We start from the raw sequence: 21,832 nt of genomic DNA, 5'->3' as shown, positions 1-21,832 counted from the left end.
CACAAAAATTATTTGTCTGGCAAAGAGTTATAATAAAAACAACCATAACAGAGAGAGAATTTGAGTATAAACAAATTAACCTGGAAGGTCTATTTACCTTAAGTATAGTCAGATTTTGCCAAGATTTTGTATGGGGATACCATATCCGCTCCCTCACAGTCGCGGCTCGGACTATGGTTCAAAAACTGAGCCGCGACCGTCAGGGAGCGGATAAAAATAAACCAGAATTAAAAAGCCGTCATGCATGAATATAATAATCTCTCTCCGACATGAGCTTGTTTGCCATGCATGTAAGTAAAATTATCAACAATCATGAAATCTCCTTTTTGCCAATGAAAAACACGAGTTTGACGCTGAATAATCTGGTTAATTTCTGCTATTTCTTTTGCGGAAAACGCCTGACCATTGCCGTAATGACAGATCATGGGAAGCATATCTTTCAGGATAAGATACCGGCTTGCCCAATATTTGAATGAACGCAGGTTTTTTAATTCACCATAATTCAAATTGGAATAATAATTCAAATAAGCTGATGAATTAAACCAGGCTATTTTATCAGTTAAAGGATGCTTTAATGCTCCGGGCAAATAATTTAGTATTATCAAATCAATCCCATGATTTATCCAATCCCATACTACCTGCTTTTGAGTTAAATTTTGTTCTATTTGAGTTTTGTCTTCTGTGCCAAAATAATCAACCCAACTTCGAGCACAATGGTTTCCCAGAATTTTTCTTAATACACGATATTTTACAGATTGCCCATGAAAAAATTGCTTGTATTGGACACCACATTCAAGGATCTTGTTCTGAATGCCTTGGGGCATATCTATCCATATTTCTTCAGCGTTGGCAAAGAGTGTTCCACCGCCTTCCTGAGGCGGGATGATGCAGCAAAAATAGATGTGATTGGGTGGTTTTGGTGATCGGGGTTTTTCGTGATGCAGCGGTAAGGGAATATGAGCCGGCAGGTCACTTGATGTGTAAATGTCATTCGCCAGTACAGTTCTTGGCAAATCATAATCGCTTGTCGAACATCGTGTGCCCAAAGCACATAAGTCTATTGCTTTTGAAAAGCAGTCCTCATCTTGGCAGGAGAATCCTCTAAATACTATTGCCCCATACTGATTGAGTTTTTTGATTACCTCCTCATGATACTCAGAAATAAAATGTAACAGAGGGTTGGGACTTGCTTTTAAATTATCCTGAGTTGCAATGACCATAGGTATGTTTATGCCGGGAGCCATATTAAATTTTAAATGCACAGTCTTGCCTCCTGACGCTTTGGGTTATTTGATAGCCTCTAAAAATATGGGTCGAGTTTCATAATATAATTGGCCACCATATCTCCTTTCACAAATAGTTTGAAATGCTTTTAACATGTCTTCAACAAGAGCTTCAGCCCTTTCAGAAGGAATCCTTTTTATAAAAGGCATGGTTAGAAGTAAATTTTTATAATAATCAATGTGTGGCAAATGCACACGGCAAGTTTTCAAATCAAGTTTAACTCGCTTAAAAGGTAATCTGTTGAGAAGGTTAATCACGCCGTAAAAATATTGTTCATTGATTGGGGAGATGTATTGTTCTGTTAAATCCCTATACAGGTTTTGTTTGGCCAATTCTTTCCATGTTTGCAAAATACTGTGGTCGGAAAAAGAAGACATGACTACATACAATTTCCCTTCTTTTTTTAGCAGATGAAAAATATTTGGAAAAGTAATATGGATATTGGTCCAATGCAAGCACCAAAATGAGAGTGCCAAATCAAAAGATTGCGGTTGGTGAAATTCCTCAATGTTATGAACTTCAAACATAAGCCCCTTTCTCGCCCATTGTTGATTGGCGTGTTTTATCATTTGCGCAGAGCTATCAATTCCCAGAATTTGTCCATGCTTTATCTTGCTCGCCAACAAGCTGGTATAGTGCCCATCTCCACAACCAATATCTAAAATATTTCCAGACAGATCGATGTGAATTGTTTTTAGAAATTCTTCGTTGATTTCATTTTGAATATAGTTTCCAAGCACATAACGTTCAGGATCCCATATCACTTCATTCTCCAGTATCAATAATGATTGTAAGGGAAGATATACCCCATAAACCAGCGATTACAAATATCTTTGCTATGGTTGAAATCTATTCTCACATATTATGCAGGATGTGTCTTGTTTTTACGATGATACTGCCCTCGCAGGCGAGATTATGCTGTAATCCTATCATGCACAGATGCATCAATTTAACAGTTTCTCTATTTATCAGGCGCTTACAATCCTTTATTTGGTTTTGCGCGAACAAAAAAAAAACAGCTATTGTCTGGTAAGCAAATTAATCTTAATTCTTAATTTTCCCTTGCTGATTTTAAGCCTGAAACCATGATGTCTTCTTTATGAACAAAATGTTTGATTAATTGTTCTGCTTGCTCGCTTGTTAAAGGTTTAGTTAATACGCCATCCATAAAATAATCCTCAACATCGTATTTCACCACATCAGCCTGGTATGAAGTTAATGCAATAATTGGTACATGATAATTGGTGTTTTGTTCCTTTTGGCGAATTTTTTTTGCTACCAAATAACCAGAGGTGTCTTCGAGACCAATATCCATAAAGACCATATCGTATTTCCCTGGGTCGAAAAGGTTTAACGCTTTATCTCCAGTGTCTGCGATATCAACCTGGCATTGCAGTTCCTTAAGCAATGCTTCTTCAACTTTTTGAGCAACGAAATTATCTTCCACCATTAATATTTTGGGTTCTTCTATTCGTTTGGCTTGAGGAAGTTTTGTATTATTTTTTGTAGTTATTTTGTTTAATTGCTCTTCCATTTTTTTATACTTGGTGATGTCAGATAGTACAACTACCAAACCACACACTTTATTGTTTTTATCAAATAATGGTACGCGACGACATCGGTAATAACTTACTTCCTTATCTTTGTTAGGTACAGGGCCTTCTTCTACATCCCATTGTGGTTCTCCTGAAAAGAGCACTTTCATGTCATCCAGCTTGAATGCCTCGATGTTTTTTTCCGGCCATCCAGTGTATTTGGCCATTTGTTCATAAGGAGTTCCTTTTAAATCTTTTATTTTTTTTAAACCCAGTAATTTGATGAAATTTTGATTACAACCCTTCAATAAACAATCTTTATCTACCCAATAGATTATTTCTGGAACGCAATTTAGTATACCTATGTATTCCTGATGGATACTGAGAGTTTCCTCAATGAATTCTTTACTCATTTGTTCAGCCATTTACTGCTTCCTCCCGAAGGTTAGACCGAATCCGATTTAGTGTTATTTAGATTAATTATAGCAAAGTTAATTAATATATATTTTTAATATTCAAATTGATCAAAAATAATGTACCGAGGTTTTTTCGGGGTGATTTTAATTAGTGATTAACCTTGATGCTTCTTATGAAGAGCAATGCTTTAGCCATTCATGAATATTTTTTTGGGTATCTGCGACAACCTTTATAAATTGTTGGTAAAGAGGTTCAAGAAGCTTGGTGTATCCCATTTTTTGATAGCGCTCTAAATATTGACAGGCATATTTCATACGTACAGCACCGCAATTCGCTGCGCCTCCCTTCATTTTATGAGCGATCTTTTCAACCGTTTCCCAATCTTTTATATGAAATGCCTTTTCAATCGATTCAACATCTTTTTGGGTTTCTTCACCTATCATAAGTGGCAATATTTCACGAACCAATTTGAGACTACCCATGATGGAAACAGCATTGTGAATATCGAGTAAAGGATAAGCATCCAAGTTAAAAAAATTACTTTCGCTTTCTGGCAAATCTGACTCTATTATTTGCTCTGATGATTTTGTTTTTTGAGAAGAAAATAAAGCTGGATTTTTATTTTTTGATGGTATGAATCGATTCAGTATATATTGTAAAAGCTGCCGACTGATTGGTTTGTTGAATACGTCATTCATACCTGATTTCAAGCATATTTCTTTGGATTTTTCTTTGACATGAGCGGTTAACCCTATTATTGGTGTCGGTTGCTTTGATTTAGATAATTCCCATTCCCTAATTAACTTTGCTACCACATGCCCTTCAATGTCTGGGAGCCCAATATCTGTGATTATCAGATCAAATTCATTGGTTTTAGCAAGCCGTATCGCTTCTTTACCTTTTGCTACAGAAACAAAACGGCATTTTTCCTGAGTTGCCAAGCTTTCTATTGTACGTCGGGCGACCAGATTATCTTCCAGAATGAGAATATTAGGTGAGCTATGCAAAAACTCATTTTTTGAGTGTTTATCTAAAATTTTTTCTTTTTTAGATATAGGAGTTATATTTTTTTTTTCAGGTTTATAATGATTCTTTGCTACTTCATTTTCTTTTCCAATTTGAATAGGAAGTTCAAAATAAAAGGTAGTTCCTACTCCTGGTTCACTGTTTACCTGTATTTCTCCGCCTAGCAGGTTTACATAGGATTGAACAATATGTAAACCAACGCCATGACCTTTATATTTTCCTATGCTGGAAGGGATAATCCGATGAAATCTGTCAAATATTTTCGTTTGTTGATTTTCAGGGATACCAATGCCAGTATCAGATATTGCAAAATAAATTAATCCTGCCTGATTATTTAGTTCAAGTAATTTCACATCAACTGCGATATAACCAGACTCGGTAAATTTAATGGCATTACCTAAAAGATTGAGAATAATTCTATGAAGTTTTATGCGGTCGGTTTTTATTAATCGAGGAATTGCTTTATCAATATTAACGATCAAATCAAGTTGTTTCAGTTTAATGGATGGCATTTCAAGATGAACTAATTCTGTAATGCATTCGTTGATGTCAAAGCTTGTTATTTTTAATTCATCTTCTTTGACATTACCCAGGGATACGATGTCAAGTATACTATCTAGTAAACTCAACAATTGTTGGCTGCAATCAAAAATCCACTCCGCATATTGTACTTGTACAGGATCACTCGCTTGCTCTTTCATAAGTTCAGCCATACCGACAACACCGCTCAGAGGAGTTCTGAGATCATGACTCATATTGGCTATGAACTCAGTTTTTACCGTATTTGCTGCCTCAGCAGTTTCTTTGGCTTTATTTAGTTCCAACTCCATTTTTTTTCTATCGGTAATGTTGACGGATACCCCAAGCATACCTATAATTTTCCCTTCCAGGTCACGAAGAGGCACTTTATTTGACAAATAAATCTCTTCGGTTCCGTCAGGGTAATAGAATGGTTCTTCAAGACTTAACGAGATACCTTTATCCATAACGGCTTTATCTGCTTTTTTATAGTAAGATGTTGATTTCTCGTGGTATAAATCCTCATAGGTTTTACCAACAATATCGTATCTTGAGTTGAGATTTAATAATTTAACCATATTATTGCTACATCCCATGTACACATGATCTTTATTCATCCAGTAAACACTTACTGGAATTTGTGCAATAATATTTTCCATATAACGATAAATAGCATTTACATAATCTGAAGTATTTTTATTTTTATTATTTATTTGTTCCGTTAGAAATTGACTTGTGATGTCTATAGGGTTGGTGCCATCTGTGTTTGTTTTGAGATTGCTATTCAATGCGGGTTTATTGGTTTGATTTTTAATAGTCCCTATAGCAATATATTGAATTCCATTTATAGGCTTTTTTAAACATAATGAATCCCATAAAACTATTTTTTTTCTAATACATGTCTTTAAATTTCTGTCAAAAGGATGTTCAAGTGATTTTAAATCCTGATCAGAACATAAAACTGAAAAAGGTTTTCCAATAATTGAATTCTTTGTAATTTTGAATATTTTCTTGGCGGAAGCGTTGAGTTCTAAAATAATAAAATCTGAGGAAAGATAAAATATTGGTTCTTCAACGGTATTGATGAGGAGCAATGTCAGATCCGTTTTTTTAGGCATAGAGAGTGACCTAATTCAATTTCATTCATATGGATTTTATTTATTCCATTTAAATGATAGGTCAAGGAGAGAGAAGAAACAAATCAATCAACTATCTCTACAGTTTTCATGTTCCTGGTTTAAAGCTGATCGATAAATGAATCCTTCAGTGTATCATTAAATTGGTAAGACTTAATATCCTTCTCACTTAAGCTATCATTGAGCTTACTGGCCAGGATCTTGATATTCGGTTCATAAAACATGCTTTCATGATCACCAGGAATTAAGTGAAGTTCAATCGGTTGACTCGTATAATTTTCCCACCAATTTAAAGTCGCATTATATTGAAACATTTCTGTCAGTATTTTGGCCTTAAATAAAATAAATTTGGATTTAATAATTGGCATTTTATATTGAGTCAACATGTTTTCTCTATGCCATTGCAGTTCTAATAAAAACTTGGAATTATTCACGTTATTTTCAACATATTTCTTAAGAATTCTTGAGTTTTGTTCTTTCATAACTTCTTGAAAATAAGCTTCATTGTTTTGTAGGGAGGGGTAAAATGCCCAACCATCAAGGGAGATAATAGAAATCACTACTTCTCCTTTTTCCTCTAATTGTTTCGCCATTTCAATAGCGACAGTACAACCAAATGATGCGCCACCAAGTATGTATGGGCCATTTGGTTGAATAGCCTGAATTGAATTGACATATGCACTTGCCATTTCTTCCAAGTTGCTAAATATCAATTCATTTCTATCAAGCCCAGGATCCTGTATTCCATACAATGGTCTTTCTTTATCAAAATATTGTCCAAGAAGTTTGTACCAAAAAACACTTCCACCAATTGGATGTACTAAAAACAGAGGTGTTTTTTCTCCTTCTGTTTTAAGAGGGATGATATTATTTTCAGAAGACTGATTTTTTATACAATCAGTCTTCTTATGGCTTTTGCTCTCTATTTCTTTAGCTAAAAAAGATATTGTGGGAAAATCAAATAATGTTCTAACGCTTAATGTCAGTGAAAATTGTTCCTGGATGTGTGATATTATGTTCATTGCTGATAGAGAATTACCACCAAGTTCGAAAAAATCATCGTAAATTCCCAAGTTATCTGTTTTTAAAACAGAACACCAGATATTTTGTAATACTTGTTCGGTAGGATTATTGGGGGAAGCATAATTAGTACCTGAACGTAATCGTTTGGATGGAATTGGTAACATTTTTCTATCTATTTTACCGCTTGGTGTGCTAAAAAATTTGTCAACTACATAAAATCGAGCCGGGATCATGTATTCGGGAAGGTCCTGTTTTAATATAGTCCGAATATCTACAGCGGATATTTGAGAATTTTTTTCCAAAACCAAATAAGCTGATAAGGACATGGAGTCGTCCTGGTTTTTTTCCGGTTTTACAATGCATTGATGGATTGAAGGGATTTTTTCCAAATAAGATTCAATTTCATTGATTTCTATCCTGTATCCTCTAATTTTTACCTGATTATCACATCGGCCATGATATTCCAGAATTCCGTTGGAATCCCATTTGACGAGATCTCCTGTTCTGTATAACCGATCATTTTTATTGTTGCTGAATGGGTTGGATAGAAATTTCTGTGTGGTAAATTCAGGGTTGTTTAAATAACCACGCGCTACACCATCCCCAGAAATATAGAGTTCCCCCATTATCCCGACAGGAACAGGCTGCATTTTTGTGTCTAATACATACACCTTTGTGTTCAGTATGGGTTTGCCTATACGGCTGACATCTCCTTTTGTATCTCCTGCGGTACACGTATAGGCAGTTGTATCAATGGTTACTTCGGTTGGGCCATAAAGATTATGTAGTTTTGCATCTGAGAAGTTGTGTTTAAAAAAAGCATTAATTGTTTCTGATAACAGGGCTTCACCACCACAAAATACATGCATGAGTGATTTACAGAAACCAAATTCTTCGTTAGATACTAATTCTTTTAACATAGAAGGGACGATCTGCAATACGCTGACTTGATTTTCTCTGATTAGACGTATCATTTGATTGGGGCTGGTATGTGCATCATTTGGAGCGACAACCAATTTACCACCGACCAAAAGCGGCATAAAAAACTCCCAAACAGAGGCATCGAACGAGAAAGGGGTTTTCTGCAAAAATACATCCTTACCTTTAAAAGCGTATTCTTTCTTCATCCACAGCATGTGATTGCAAATAGAACGATGAGATATTGCTACACCTTTAGGTTTTCCTGTAGTCCCAGAAGTATAAATAATGTAGGCTAAGTCTGATGGTTTATTAATTGTTTGAAGATTTTCAGAAGATAGACTTTTTAAGTTTAAAAAGGAATTTATCTCAATACTTTGACCAGTGAATCCATGCGGTTTCTTCTTTATGAATTCTTGATCCGTTATCAGCAGGTTAGTTTTACTATCCATTAACATGTATGAAATTCGTTCATCAGGATAATTAGGATCTAATGGGAGGTAAGCCCCTCCAGACTTTAAAATGCCTAAAATACATATAACCATTTCCAAGCTGCGATTTAAAGAAATCCCTACAAAGTGATCTTGTTTTACACCTTGAGATCTTAAATAGTGTGCTAATTGATTGGCTTTTCGGTTAAGCTCTTCATAAGTTATTGATTTGTCTTCAAAGACAGCAGCTATTTCGTCGGGTGTTTTGCAAACTTGCTCTTCAAAATACTGGTGAATCGGTTTTTCATAATCATAATCACAGTGAGTGTTATTCCAGACTACCAATAAATCATTTTTTTCTTTTTTACTGATTATTGAAAGTTCGAATATCTTTTTATCAGGATTGCTTGCTATATCTTCCAATAAAGTCAGCAAATGCTCATTCATATTTTCAAAAAAAGCATAAGATTCTGAATGGGATCTATAATTTGTTTTATTATCAACATAAAACCAGGAACAATCTTCTGCAATACAGAAGTTCAACTTTTTATTGCTGACACAAGATGTCACTGCTTTTGAGTCAGTAAAGGTGATACTGACTTCAACATGACTGAAAGCGTTATGTAGTTCAGGGTAACGTATGAAAATATCTCTAGTGTAAGTGTTATTTTCATATAACTTGCCTTGTTCTTTTGAGACAAATATCAATGCCTCCATAAATGTCATAGTGCTATCAAATTGCGTTGTTAAAGGCGCATAGTCTGATAAAAGCTTATTTAAATCAGGATCATTACTATCCAATTGTGAATTAATGAATTCAATTGAGATGTTACTGTAATTATTTAATCTATATAGATAAATCAAGAGGGCAGTTAATAAAATATTCTTTATTTGCCAATACTCAGTGGATAGCTTTTTCAATTTTGCGAGTAACTCACCAGGTAGTTGTGTTGCTGTTTTTCTCTCGTGAAGGGGACATGCTGGTGCATCGAGTTGGGACAGTGGAGATAAAAATGAATTCTTTTCTTGAGCGCATTTTAAAAACTCATTGACCCAAAACTTCTCCGTTTTAGGCTTTTTAGCGGAACAAATGGATAGCTTTTCAAAAAACGCAGGTTCAATTGTGTCAAGTTGTGAGTTGCGAGTTATTTTAAATAAGCTGACTAAGTGTTCTATTGGGCATTTTCTTCCCTCAAGATCAGTAAGTTCTAGTATCAATATATCTGATGTTCCGGTAGCTATTTGTAAGCACCCATTCGAGTTATTCACAACGGTGCCCGGTTGTATTCCTGAGGATATATTTAATCTTTCATAAGACTTTACGACAAAAATTTCCTTATTAATCATTATTTTGGGTACTTCTAATTGATTGGTGTAATTTCCAAATGTTAAAGCCCTGCATAGCCGATCAATATTTTCTGAAGATTCTTCCCATGAAATAAATCCAAAATTTGCTGGCTTATTTTTTAGGCCATAGTAAGAACGGCATGACAAATCTTGTTTAACCGGAGTCGTAGTATGAGCTGAAAGTTCTTCAATAAGTTCGCGAAAGGAGTAGATCCCTTGTTCATAACATTTTAGATTTAAACTAAACGCTGTGTCCTGATCATCTATTGGAAAAGTTGGTTGTTTTAGAATATCACCCGCATCGATCACTTCATTCATAATGTGCCAACTAATACCATGCTGGGTCTCGCCATTAAGAATCGCCCACGAAGTGGCATATAATCCTGCATACTTGGGTAATGGGGAGTTGTGATAATTTATAGCGTAATAACGAGGGAGTCTTAAAATTTTTTGAGGAATGATTTCACTATTCACTATGCTAAACAGAAAATCAAATTCTTCGTCCATCTGATTTTTTTCAAATTCCTTGATATTCTTGAGATAAGAAATGGAATTGGCAGTACACCATTTTTTTATTGTGTCTGATGGAGAGATTATGCCAAGTAATTTATGGCCTCCTGCTAACAGGATATCTGCACATTGAAGAGTTATGTTAGCCTCACCGATAATATAGCAACTAAATGTCTTGCTTTTAACCATAGTGCTCCATGCTGTCAGGCTGGATAGATTAATAAAAGCCACATTTTAATTTAAATGATCTTTTTTAGTCAAGTTTGGCTAAATTTTTACTCAGAACATCATATAAAAGAATGTTGTAGTTTATTTATGGAAATCAGAAAACAATGTTTTTTCAGGAGCTGCAGTTATTTTGCCCAAATCTGAAAAATAAAAGATTGCCTAGAAGAGTAGACGGTAAAATATATGAAGTATCTCATAGCCAATATTTAGTTAAGACTTGGTCAGTTTCCTTTTATACTTGCTCAAGCGACTAATCAAAACATAAAATAAAGGCGTAAACACCAAACCAAAAAAAGTCACTCCCAACATGCCACTGAATACAGCGACACCGAGCGCGCGGCGCATTTCAGCGCCTGCCCCTGTTGCGATAATCAAAGGAAAAACACCGAGAATAAATGCAAATGACGTCATCAAAATTGGGCGAAGACGAAGTTTTGCCGCCTGAATGGCAGCTTTCCAGAGATTATAACCCCGGTTTTCAAGTTGTCTTGCAAATTCCACAATCAGTATGGCATTTTTCGAAGCAAGCCCAATCAGCACCAGAAAACCAATCTGGGTCATAATATTATTTTCCATTCCGAGAATTTTAACTCCCAGCATGGAAGAAAAGAGACACATCGGTACAATTAATATGACAGCTAAAGGTAAAGACCAGCTTTCATATTGAGCGGCAAGGACAAGGAAAATGAAAATAACACCCAGAGTAAAGGCCATCACTGCAGTATTACCCACCATTTTCTGTTGATAGGCTATTTCCGTCCACTCATAACCAATCCCATCTGGAAGATTGTTCTGAGCTAGTTTTTCCATAGTCGCCAACGCTTCGTCAGAACTGTACCCGGGAGAAACATCTCCTTGCAAATCAATAGCGGGATACAGATTGAAACGAGGCATACGCGAGGGAGCAACAGTATTTTCTATTTGCGCAACCGAGCCTATAGGAACCATGTCTCCGTTGTTGCTTTTGACTTTGATTCGCAAAATATCGTCTTCAGTGTGGCGATATTCTGAATCAGCTTGCGCAATAACACGGAAAGTACGTCCCAGATAATTGAATTCATTAATAAAAACGGAGCCAAGGTAAACTTCCAGTGCCTCTACGACATTGGCGTAAGGCACGTTAAGCCGTTCCACCTTTTCTCTGTCAAGTTTCAAGTGGAGTCGTGGTGTTGAATTTTCAAAAAAAGTAAATACTGATGTGGTGGCTTTTTCCTGATTCGCTGCATTAACCATAGTTGCTGCAGCTTCCATTAATACATCAAGACCTCGACCGCCTCTGTCTTGAAGCATCATTTTAAAACCACCCGCATTTCCAATACCTCGGACTGGTGGAGGAGGAATAACCACGATGAGGGCTTCTTTGATTGTGCTTAACTCCTGTCTTAGGTGCTTAAGAATGTCGTTATAATTTATCCCCATACGTTGTCTCTCTTCAAATGACAGTAGAGGAGTAAAAATTGCCCCGGCATTCGATGAATTAGTAAATGTGGCACCAGAAAAGCCTGTAAAACTAACGGTATGGGCAATACCAGGAATTGCCAATATTTTTTTGACCGCTTTGTTGATGACAGCATCAGTACGGCTCAGAGAGGCTCCGGGTGGTAATTGAACCGCAACGATAAAATAGCCTTGGTCTTGTCTTGGGATAAAGCCGCGCGGAACGTAAACAAAAAGAAGTAATGTGATGGAAATAAAAATACCATAAGCAATAATCATCAAAACCGTTTTACGTGTGAGGGTAGCAACCAATTTCCCATATTGCCGGGAAAATCCTTCCATTAGTCGGTTAAATCCATGCAAAAATCCATAGATTGGTTTTTTCCACCAGGCTAAACCTTCTTGTTTCATAGTTTCGCGATGAGCGCGAAGCAATAATACCGCCATGGTTGGGGTCAGGGTTAATGAGACAAAAACAGAAATGGCAGTCGCGACTGCAAGCGTTGTACCGAATTGTTGATAAAAACGCCCGGAAATTCCTTCCAGAAAAACAGTAGGTAAAAACACGGCAATCAATACCAAACCCATGGCGACCAATGCTGATCCTACTTCTGTCATGGTTTTTCTGGCGGCATCGCGGGGATTCATGCCCGCCTGGATATTGCGCTCCATATTTTCAACAACGACAATAGCATCATCAACCACAATACCTATAGCAAGAACAAGCCCAAACAAGGTCAAGTAATTCAACGAAAATCCAATAGCCTGCATTACAGCAAAAGTTCCTATCAATGATACAGGAATAGCTACTACTGGAATGACAGAGGCTCTCCAGGTCTGTAGAAAAATCAAAATGACAAGTACAACAAGGGCAATCGCCTCATAAATGGTATGAAATACAGCATCAATCGATTGTTTAACAAAGAGAGTAGGATTATAGACAATGTCATAGGTAATCCCGGGTGGAAAATCCTTGGCAATTGTTTTCATGGTTGTAATGATTTCTTGCGCGGTGGCTAATGCATTGGTACCCGGGCGTTGATAAATAGGTAATGCAACAGCAGGGTATTTGTCTAAATAACCTTTCGTCAGATAATTTTGTGTACCTAACTCGACGCGACCAATGTCTTTCAGGCGAACAATACGCCCGCCTTCGCCTGATTTGACAATAATATTCTCAAACTCCTCTTTTTTAACCAGGCGTCCTTTGGTTTCAATATGGTACTCGAAGCCGTATTGGTTTTTCTGGGGTTGCAAATTAAGCTTACCGCTGGCGACTTGCACGTTTTGAGCACGAACAGCCGCTAAAACATCATTCGCGGTTAAATTAAAAGTATTCATTAAATCGGGATTGAGCCAAATGCGCATGGCGTATTCACTGGCTCCAAATACAAGTACATTGCCTACGCCTTCGATGCGTCTGATTTTATCTCGTATATGCAAAATAGCGTAATTGCCGATATAGGTTTGATCATATTGGCCGTTAGGGGAGTACAGATTAACTACCAACATCAAATCAGGCGAGTTTTTATTAGTAGTGATCCCTAAGCGGCGGACTTCTTCCGGTAATTTGGGTTCCACAACAGCTACTCTGTTTTGCACCAGTACCTGTGCCTGATCCAGATCTGTTCCAAGCTTAAAGGTAATAGTCAGACGCATTTGTCCGTCGTCAGTGGATTGGGAATCCATATACAACATGTTTTCCACCCCGTTAACTTCCTGTTCAATTGGTGTTGCAACAGTTTCAGCTACTGTTTTTGCATTGGCTCCAGGATAAGAGGCGTATACCTGAATCGTAGGCGGAACCACTTGCGGGTATTGTTCTATTGGTAAGTTGAAATAGGACAATACCCCCACCATAACGATGATAATGGAGATTACTGTTGCAAATACTGGCCTATCAATAAAGAAAAGAGCAATTTTCATCCAGAAAATCCTTTTTGCATTGGCTACACTATAAAACCTTGTATGCTTTATGCAGTATTAAAATTCTATCGAATGAACATGATTCCAATAGACAACTGGTTTAATTTTCCATCACCTCAATCATCACAGGCTTCACTTCCTGGTTTGGGCCATGAATACGTTGAATTCCATGAATGACAACTTTTTCATCCCCTTTCAATCCACTTCGGATAATGTAAAACCCACTTTCGCGCAGTGGCCCTAATTCCACATATACTCGCTTCACTTTATTTTCATTATCAACCACATACACAAATTTACGGGCTTGGTCCGTATTGATTGCTTTATCGGGGAGTAAAATTGCTTCATATTCCCCACTTCCAACTAATTTTACGCGCGCAAACAGGCCAGGATAAATGACGTTATCAGGATTAGGCACAAGTGCTCTGGCAAGAATGGTTCCTGTGCCTGAGTCAATCACATTATCTAAAAAATCTATTACCCCTTGATGAAGATAATCCTTTTCATCAGGTAATTTAATTAAGACAGGAGTGGGTTCTTTCTCAGAACTAAGTCTTTTTCCTGCTCGTTCAAGACGGATATATTTAAGCAAATCATTTTGACTGGTTTCAAAATAAAAATAAATGGGATCAACAGAAACTACTTTAGTCAAGACTGTGTCGTTCATGCGGATTAAATTACCTACGCTCACAAAATCGCGACTTATTTTGCCACTGATGGGGGCTTTGATTTCAGTAAATTCCAGATTCAATTTTGCTTCCTGCACTCTGGTTTCAGCAACTTGTACGTCTTGAAATCGTTGATCTATCACTTCAGCTGAAATAAATTTCTCTTTTTGAAGTTTTATGGCACGTTCATATTGTGCTTTGGCTAATGCGTATTGAGCTTCTGCTCTTGCCAGAGCATATTTGAAGGGGCGTTGATCAATAACGAATAAAACGTCTCCTTTTTTTACCATTTGGCCATCTTTGAACTTGATCGCCTCAAGATATCCAGTGACCCGGGCACGAACATCGACTTCCTCTACTGCTTGAAATCGTCCAGTGTATTCATCCCATTCTACAATTTTCTTTTTTACTGGAAGCGCGACATCAACTTCCGCCAAAATTTGCCCTGCTGGCTTACTGGATTCTGAACTACAGGAAATGAGGGCGGGAATAAGAATGATTGCCAATAATTGCATGACCAATGCCAGTATTTTTTTCATTGTTATCTATCCCTGATATCCAATTCATTGGTAAGTTATGATCCAGTGAATAAGCTTAGTTTAGCTTATAAAGACGGATTATGCGTAATGCTGTGATTATTATATCTTGCATTTGGAGATCATCCGGGCCAAGCAAAATACCAACGCGTTTTTGTTATACTGACACGTATCGAACGGCCTTTATTTTTTTACGCAAAGTGACTATTATCCATCATTTTGTTCGTAAGGATATGTGCAATGCTTGGTTTTGTTTCAGATTTATTAACTGCAGCGGTTAGTTCTTTAGATGAATTATTACAAGATACTCCAGCGCATCAAATCATATTAGGTACAGCCGCTCTTTATTTTCTTTATAATCAATACCATGACCCATGGATTTCCAGATGGTATCGTAGCCGTAATAACGCCAGTATGAAGCAGCGCATTATTGATAGCGCTTACGCCTTGGCAAAAAATTTACCTGGTGTGAATCAGATCATTGAGAAAGAGCTCAATAAAGAACTTGCTTCAACAAGAGAAAAATTGAGAATTCAGCGTTCCGGTATGACCCTCAGAGATGAAATACCGGAGGAAGGGCTTTCTCCCGAAGATATTTTGAGCGCATTTGATGTGGATGTAAAAAAATGTCATTTTGATTTCTTATCCATAACCAATGACAGTCCTGAGAGGGCGTTTCTTGTTGGAAGAGGAGATGGTAAAGACTCAGGAGCTTTATACGCTATTCACCCCAAGGAACTTACTGAACTTCTTAAAGAAGTTTATGGGGCAACCGCTCTCACTAATCCTTTGCACGATAAATGGCCTCGAATTAACGCAATGCAAGCGGAGGTGATTCGTTGGTGTCAAAATCTGTTTCATGGTTCAAAAGAAGGTTATGGATTATTAACTCATGGGGGGACGACCAGCATTATTGAGGCGATGGCCGCTTATGTCATTCATGCAAGAGCAAAAGGGATTGACTATCCGGAAATTGTCGTACCTGAAACTGCGCATGCTGCATTTAAAAAAGCAGCCGAATTAACGGGAGCAATATTAATTACAGTGCCTGTTGACAAAAAAACGGGTGCGGTAAATCCCAATGTCATGAGTTCCTATATTTCCCGAAACACTGCTGTAATCGTTGGATCGGCTCCCTCTTTTATGAATGGAATTCATGATCCTGTCTCTGAGTTAGGTCAATTGGCAAAGAAAAAAAATGTTCCTTTTCATGTGGATGCCTGTTTGGGTGGATTTTTAACGGCTTTTTTAGATACTTCATCAGAACCTATGGATTTTAGAGTACCTGGAGTGACTTCCATTTCAGCCGATTTGCATAAATATGGGTGTTGTCCTAAAGGCACCTCTGTTTGTCTTTTTAGTGAGGATTCGCCTGCTTTGTCGGTTTATGCCGCATTAAACTGGTCAGGTGGATTGTATGCTACGCCAGGAATTCTCGATGGTTCAACCAGTGGCGCTCGGGTTGCGGAAGTCTATGCTACTTTGTCTTACTATGGGAAAAATAAATATCAGGAAATCGCCAAAAGCATTATTACATTACGCAATGCTATTCAAAAAGAATTGACGGAATTACTGGAGGAAGGTAAGGGATTGACCAGTGAAGACATTTATATTTATGGTAACCCTCAATGGTCCATCCTGGGTTTTAGAAGTAACACTTGCAATGCTCATTTCATTGCCGATGAATTGGAGAAGAGGGGGTGGAAGCTTAATTTGCTCCAAAATCCGGATGGTTTTCATTTATGCCTGACTCATGTGCACACTTTGGTAAAAGGTTTCGAAAATCAATTTATCAATGATTTGAGAGAGGCGGTGATTGATGTTAAAAATTATCCCCCTGAAAAGAAACCAAGCGGCAATGTCAAAGTGTATGGTGCTGTTGGTATGATGCCGATTGAGCTTCAGCGAGAAATTTGTAAACAATATCAAAAAGCCCGTCTTGATTACACTTCTGCCAGTAAAGGGAGTTTGAGGATATTTACAAATGTGCCTGCAGAAGAAGATGAAGGACTTAGAAATAGAAAAACAGGGGAATATAAAGTGTAAACCTTACTCTGAACTATTTTTACTGTAAAAATTACGCGCATTCCTGTACAGAATTTTTTCTGTCAGCTCCTTATCAAATAGATCCTGGATTATTTGAATGTCACTATCCAGAAAAGGGCGGGGGGCACGCGTGGAGGGTAAATCAGTACCAAATAACAAGGCGTCTGGATTAATTTGAGCGATGGTTCGTAGTGCATTTTTAACATCAAAATCGACTCTCCCAAAACCTGAGGCTTTTATTTTGATGCCATGTTCCACCAGATGGAGTAATTCAGAAAACCCTGATTGTGATAATCCTAAATGATCAATACTGACAGCAGGTAATTCCAATAACAGATTAGTCAAATCGCCAAGCTCCTTTGAGTCAACATAAATCTCTATATGCCATCCAGCTATCTCATAAATGCGGTGAGCAAAATATTTTAACCGATGGATGTTTTCTGAGCCGCCACGCTGGACATTGAAGCGGACTGCACGAATACCTTTTTGATTTAATTGAATAATTTCTTCATCACTTACAGTCGCAGGTAATTGAGTAACTCCTACAAAATCGGGGCCTAAAATAGACAGAGCAGCTAGAAGATAACTTTGGTCAAAGGCTTGGAATGAGCCTGAAACAACGGCTCCTCCGCAAATATTCAGGGGCTTTGCCCGTTGGAGGTAATCTTCGACAGTAAATTCGGGAGGAAGATAGGATTGATTAGTTATTAGAGGAAAACGATAATCAATAATATGAAAATGAGCATCAAATAGTTTCAGCATTTTTGAGTTAACTTATTTTGAGATTAAAATCATACTATCATACAAAGATTTTATTCTGGTATGGAGGATTGGTTCATTAAAACCCGGGTAAAAAATATAAAAATGTTCTCTGATAAGGTTTCTGATTGCAAGGACTTGATATCCTGACTTTTGGGTTAGTTGACAGATAGAATACTTGTTGCTATTAAATTGTATGTTTAAGTTGTTTTTTATTGTGGGCCGTTAGCTCAGTTGGTAGAGCAGGAGACTCTTAATCTCAGGGTCATAGGTTCGAATCCTATACGGCCCAATCAATTTTTAATCGCCCAATCCTCACAAACTAAAATATGTTTTATTAATTCGTGTTATTGCTAATGAGTTCGATTATAGTAATGTCATTCTTTCTCATATGATGTAAACAATGCACCAAGAGTTATTAAAGTATTTAGAAATGTATCACCCGCAAATTGCGCCATTTATGCATCTTCAGATTAATGAATGGGGCAAAGACAGACCCCTGCAAGGGGTGAAAATACTGCATCATGTGCCTTTGGTTCCCAATACACTGCTAAAAATTGCAGCTCTTGTTGCTGCAAAAGCTGAAGTGACCGTAACCAATCCAGCCTCTTTTTGTAAGGCACACCCTGATGCGATTACTTGTCTTCATAATTCTGGAATTGCTTATGTTGAAAATCTTGACCTTTTAAGAGATGAAACGTTCGATGTTTATATGGATTGTGGCGGGCAGCTTCATCAGCGTCTCGGAAGACCTTTGACGGGAGCTATAGAGTTAACAGGTTCAGGGGATCAGTATTATCGTAGTCTGAAAACACTTGATTTTCCGGTTATAAGCATTGATCACACAATGACGAAACAATTGGAGACCGTATTTGGTTGTGCTGAAAGTTCTCACCAAGCGATTCAAAAACTCACAGGCGTCGATCCCACAAACAAGAATTGGTTAATCTTTGGATTTGGTAAAATAGGGCGAGGGCTCGCTTATTTTTGTGTAGAACATCGAGTACCGGTTACTGTAGTGGACAGTTCGGCCCACCAATGTGATTTAGCTTCCAGGCTTGGTATAGACGCTATTCTACCCGAGGATCATGATAAGCTTGAAAAAGCAGTGGCTAAAGCAGATATTATTTTAACTGCAACTGGTGGTAAAAATATTATGAGCAAATATCCCAGAGCCTGGTTTGATGGCAAAATCCTGGGGAATTTAGGGCTTCATGATGAGTTTGGCCCCAATTTCAACGCTCAGGATGTATTATACAATAAAAAACCTATTAATTTTTGCTTATATGATCCTACTTCAATGATTTTTATAGACCCTGAGTTTTATTTACATAATCTGGGATGTTTATTGCTTTTACAGGGAAATTTTTCTCGGGGCATGCATGACATCCCGGAAGATATCGATTCCTCTATTATTAGAGATTGGTGCCAGTATCATAAATACTCCGAAAAAAATATTCGACGTTGGTTTCTGACTTCCCGGGATTTTTCTCTTAAAATAAACTAATGTAATCAGTTGGAATAAGACGGTTTACAGGTACTTTAATTAGTCTCTTTAATTGAAAATTACTTTTTCAGGACCTCTGAATATCAATAAGATGTGAGGAGTTATTTAGAAGTTCTGTTTTTCAAAATAGTCCTTGTGTTTGATTTTCTTCATCAAAAAATTTCACAAAGAAGGTTTTGGAAAGCTTGGGATTAGCTTGATTGATTCGTGTAAATTCAGCCGTATATCCGCATTTTCTGTAAAATTCCGGTGCTTGAAAGGCGCTGGTACATAAATTGATATTATTAAATCCTTGCCCTTTAAAATGATTCTCAAGAGTTTGCAGTAATTTTTTGCCATATCCTTTACCACGATATGCTTTATCTACCCATATGTCATCGATGTATATTTCCGCAAAAGCAGTAAAGGCATTAATAACGCCACAAGTCACCCCTTCTTCAGATAGTACTATCGAAAAACGCTTGTAGTTCACATCAATACCATGAGTTCTTTCATAGGCTATCAGATCTTTTGTCATCTTTTTTTCCAGAGATTTGGGGATATTATCCACGAAATCTATTGTAATAGGTTTTTTTGGAATGGAATGACCAGATTTGTTCTGCTTTTGTGTATTAAAACTTAAAATAATGCGTTGGGTTTGATGGATATCATAATTCACTGTCCTTATCTGTTCTTTGTACCGTTCAAGGGTATAGGTCATTACTGCCTGGCGCCAAAACGATAAAGCCGGTATGTTTTCCGGAATGACCGATATTTCCCATTCACCTGGATGAGTGCGCCATAGTTGATGAGCTACTGATTGGCCAATGCCTTTCCCTTGGAATTTAGCCAGGATGAAAAACTCCCCCATACTCCAATCAACAGCTTGGATTCCGAATTTATTTAATAAAGCAAAACCGGCCAGTTCATTGTTGATTTGAATAAGGAAGGCTTTTCGTTCGGGGTCGGTAAAATAAATTTTGAAATCATAACTTTCATAAAGTCCATCTGGTGGGCATGCCCATTCTTCCGAAATAAAACCGCAATAACGTGACATATCATAAACATAAAATCGCGCCATATTTTGAATAACTGGATAGTCACCAAGTGTTGCCTCAATTAACTTGGGCTGTAATAAATTATCAGTGCTCATGAATATTTATTCTCGAGAGATTTTCTTAATTATTTGGATAAGGTATCAAAATGTTCTGTGGTTTTATAGAGTGATTGTTGTTAATCGCATAATTAATCAGCTATTTTGGTAGGCTGTCTGGAATAACTAAAAGAATTCCATGAATGTATGAATTCATGCTCAAGAAATGTTTCATTTCAAAGTGATTAAATTATTCACTCATATCTTGACATTGCTTTTGATAATTATAGGTTTCTCAATGATATTTTTAACGAGGATGTCTCCATTGCCCCTCAGCAATACCCCTATAGATTACATAAGTCGATAGAATTAAAAAGATATGATAGACATCATTATCATAGCGATATTCCACAGGAATTTCATGGCCAGCAATGTAATTTTGAATATGCCTTGTGACTATCCATATCACGTTTGATATAACGACCATGACAAAGCCAATCCTGACTTTTGCTTGCGAATAATAAGCCGCAATCAAATATACAAGGATGACAGGAAAGGCAATGTAGGTGTAATTTCCATCGTGGGTCAGGAAAAGATAAGTAAATACGATGGATAGAAATACTACTATAACTCTGCACATATCGGGCATTTGCATTGATTGGACAAGCAAATAATTAAGCATGATAACAAGCAAACTAATCGCAATCCAGGCTGGCGGTAAATGCGAATGAGAAGGGTAGTAATGGACATAAACTCCCAATACCTTCAGAACAAGGATATTTAAGAAAAAAAACACAATCAAAAGTGAAAAAGTATGATCTTTTTTTAAGTAGTGGATGCAGGCACCAATTAAGTACAATAACAGGAAAAGCGCATGGGCGGCATTAGAGATGGCGTTTGTTGTCGTTGCGTCCCATACCATTCTGTATCTCCTTTTTAAAAAATACAGCTATCAGGGGTCGATGTCCCGATGTTTGTTCATTTGCTAATAGTAATTGTAGCTTGTAGCAGCTTGGGTTGTGTGATATCACTCACTTAAAAGCCATACTACAAGCTATGATTGGTTATTACTCCAATTGCTTACGTTCGTTTTAGACAAAAAATACGAAGACGATGCTCATCGGGATCAACACCAACAAATGTGTATCCAAAATCCATTTGTGTGGGAGGTTGAATAATAGAAATTTCTTTATCAGACCATTGCTTGTGTATCTCATCGACCATTTCATTACTGTTAACCTGAAAGGACAGCTCCATACCTCCTCCTGTTTGGTAGGCTTGAGGCTCAATATCTTCTTTAGCCCATAATCCAAGACGAAGCCCTGTTTTCAGGACAAACATAGAGAATGTTGGTGAAGATTCGGTAGGTTGAGTGTCTAACAGATTCTTATAAAATTCTTCACTTTTTGCCGGGTTTTTCACGTAAAATAAAACCAGATTAGGATCACTGAACATGTTATTTTCCTTATTTTTTATTAATCATTGCAAGTATAAACAGGGTTTATGA

The 21,832-nt window shown here is 37.2% G+C and carries 13 protein-coding genes and 1 tRNA gene; 3 read left to right on the top strand and 11 right to left on the bottom strand.

The window, feature by feature from the left end; translation table 11 throughout:
* Window positions 1-227 precede the first annotated feature (227 nt).
* From OQJ02_RS10885 to OQJ02_RS10855, 7 genes are all read right to left on the bottom strand, one after another.
* A complete protein-coding gene (locus OQJ02_RS10885; protein ID WP_265719060.1) occupies window positions 228-1,262 on the bottom strand; it encodes a TauD/TfdA family dioxygenase in 1,035 nt (344 codons plus the stop codon).
* Window positions 1,263-1,286: 24 nt separating this feature from the next.
* Window positions 1,287-2,048: a class I SAM-dependent methyltransferase gene (locus tag OQJ02_RS10880; RefSeq protein ID WP_265719059.1), complete on the bottom strand. Its 762-nt coding sequence runs from the start codon at window positions 2,046-2,048 to the stop codon at window positions 1,287-1,289.
* 287 nt (window positions 2,049-2,335) lie between these two features.
* Window positions 2,336-3,244, bottom strand: a complete 909-nt coding sequence (locus tag OQJ02_RS10875) for a response regulator (RefSeq protein ID WP_265719058.1) — start codon at window positions 3,242-3,244, stop codon at window positions 2,336-2,338.
* 162 nt (window positions 3,245-3,406) lie between these two features.
* A complete protein-coding gene (locus OQJ02_RS10870; RefSeq protein WP_265719057.1) occupies window positions 3,407-5,899 on the bottom strand; it encodes an ATP-binding protein in 2,493 nt (830 codons plus the stop codon).
* Window positions 5,900-6,018: 119 nt separating this feature from the next.
* Complete coding sequence (locus OQJ02_RS10865; RefSeq protein WP_265719056.1) at window positions 6,019-10,335, bottom strand: amino acid adenylation domain-containing protein; 4,317 nt, start codon at window positions 10,333-10,335, stop codon at window positions 6,019-6,021.
* Window positions 10,336-10,584: 249 nt separating this feature from the next.
* Entirely contained in the window at window positions 10,585-13,737 is a 3,153-nt protein-coding gene (locus OQJ02_RS10860) for an efflux RND transporter permease subunit (RefSeq protein ID WP_265719055.1), read from the bottom strand.
* 100 nt (window positions 13,738-13,837) lie between these two features.
* A complete protein-coding gene (locus OQJ02_RS10855) occupies window positions 13,838-14,944 on the bottom strand; it encodes an efflux RND transporter periplasmic adaptor subunit (protein ID WP_265719054.1) in 1,107 nt (368 codons plus the stop codon).
* 216 nt (window positions 14,945-15,160) lie between these two features.
* On the opposite strand from OQJ02_RS10855, the gene legS2 reads away from it, so the two are divergent.
* Window positions 15,161-16,987, top strand: coding sequence for a Dot/Icm T4SS effector sphingosine 1-phosphate lyase LegS2 (gene legS2 / locus OQJ02_RS10850; RefSeq protein ID WP_265719053.1), 1,827 nt, complete (start codon window positions 15,161-15,163; stop codon window positions 16,985-16,987).
* A gap of 3 nt (window positions 16,988-16,990) precedes the next feature.
* On the opposite strand, the gene OQJ02_RS10845 is transcribed toward legS2, so the two are convergent.
* Window positions 16,991-17,749: an amidohydrolase family protein gene (locus tag OQJ02_RS10845; protein ID WP_265719052.1), complete on the bottom strand. Its 759-nt coding sequence runs from the start codon at window positions 17,747-17,749 to the stop codon at window positions 16,991-16,993.
* A gap of 216 nt (window positions 17,750-17,965) precedes the next feature.
* Here OQJ02_RS10845 and OQJ02_RS10840 point away from each other — a divergent pair.
* Together OQJ02_RS10840 and OQJ02_RS10835 are read left to right on the top strand one after the other, a co-directional pair.
* A tRNA-Lys gene (locus tag OQJ02_RS10840) sits at window positions 17,966-18,038 on the top strand.
* Between the two features lie 111 nt (window positions 18,039-18,149).
* Complete coding sequence (locus OQJ02_RS10835) at window positions 18,150-19,253, top strand: adenosylhomocysteinase (RefSeq protein ID WP_265719051.1); 1,104 nt, start codon at window positions 18,150-18,152, stop codon at window positions 19,251-19,253.
* A gap of 121 nt (window positions 19,254-19,374) precedes the next feature.
* Here OQJ02_RS10835 and OQJ02_RS10830 read toward each other — a convergent pair whose 3' ends face one another.
* The 3 genes from OQJ02_RS10830 to OQJ02_RS10820 all read right to left on the bottom strand — a co-directional run bounded on the left by OQJ02_RS10830 (window position 19,375) and on the right by OQJ02_RS10820 (window position 21,780).
* On the bottom strand, window positions 19,375-20,385 hold the full coding sequence (locus tag OQJ02_RS10830; protein ID WP_265719050.1) for a GNAT family N-acetyltransferase: 1,011 nt from the start codon (window positions 20,383-20,385) through the stop codon (window positions 19,375-19,377).
* A gap of 247 nt (window positions 20,386-20,632) precedes the next feature.
* Window positions 20,633-21,247, bottom strand: a complete 615-nt coding sequence (locus tag OQJ02_RS10825; protein WP_265719049.1) for a hypothetical protein — start codon at window positions 21,245-21,247, stop codon at window positions 20,633-20,635.
* 158 nt (window positions 21,248-21,405) lie between these two features.
* On the bottom strand, window positions 21,406-21,780 hold the full coding sequence (locus tag OQJ02_RS10820) for a VOC family protein (protein ID WP_265719048.1): 375 nt from the start codon (window positions 21,778-21,780) through the stop codon (window positions 21,406-21,408).
* Window positions 21,781-21,832 lie beyond the last annotated feature (52 nt).

The sequence above is a fragment of the Legionella sp. PATHC032 genome, from assembly GCF_026191185.1.
In the GTDB taxonomy this organism is placed as follows: Bacteria; Pseudomonadota; Gammaproteobacteria; order Legionellales; family Legionellaceae; genus Legionella.
The sequence above is the reverse complement of the archived record's forward strand: the minus strand, read 5'-3'. Positions and strand labels throughout refer to the sequence as shown.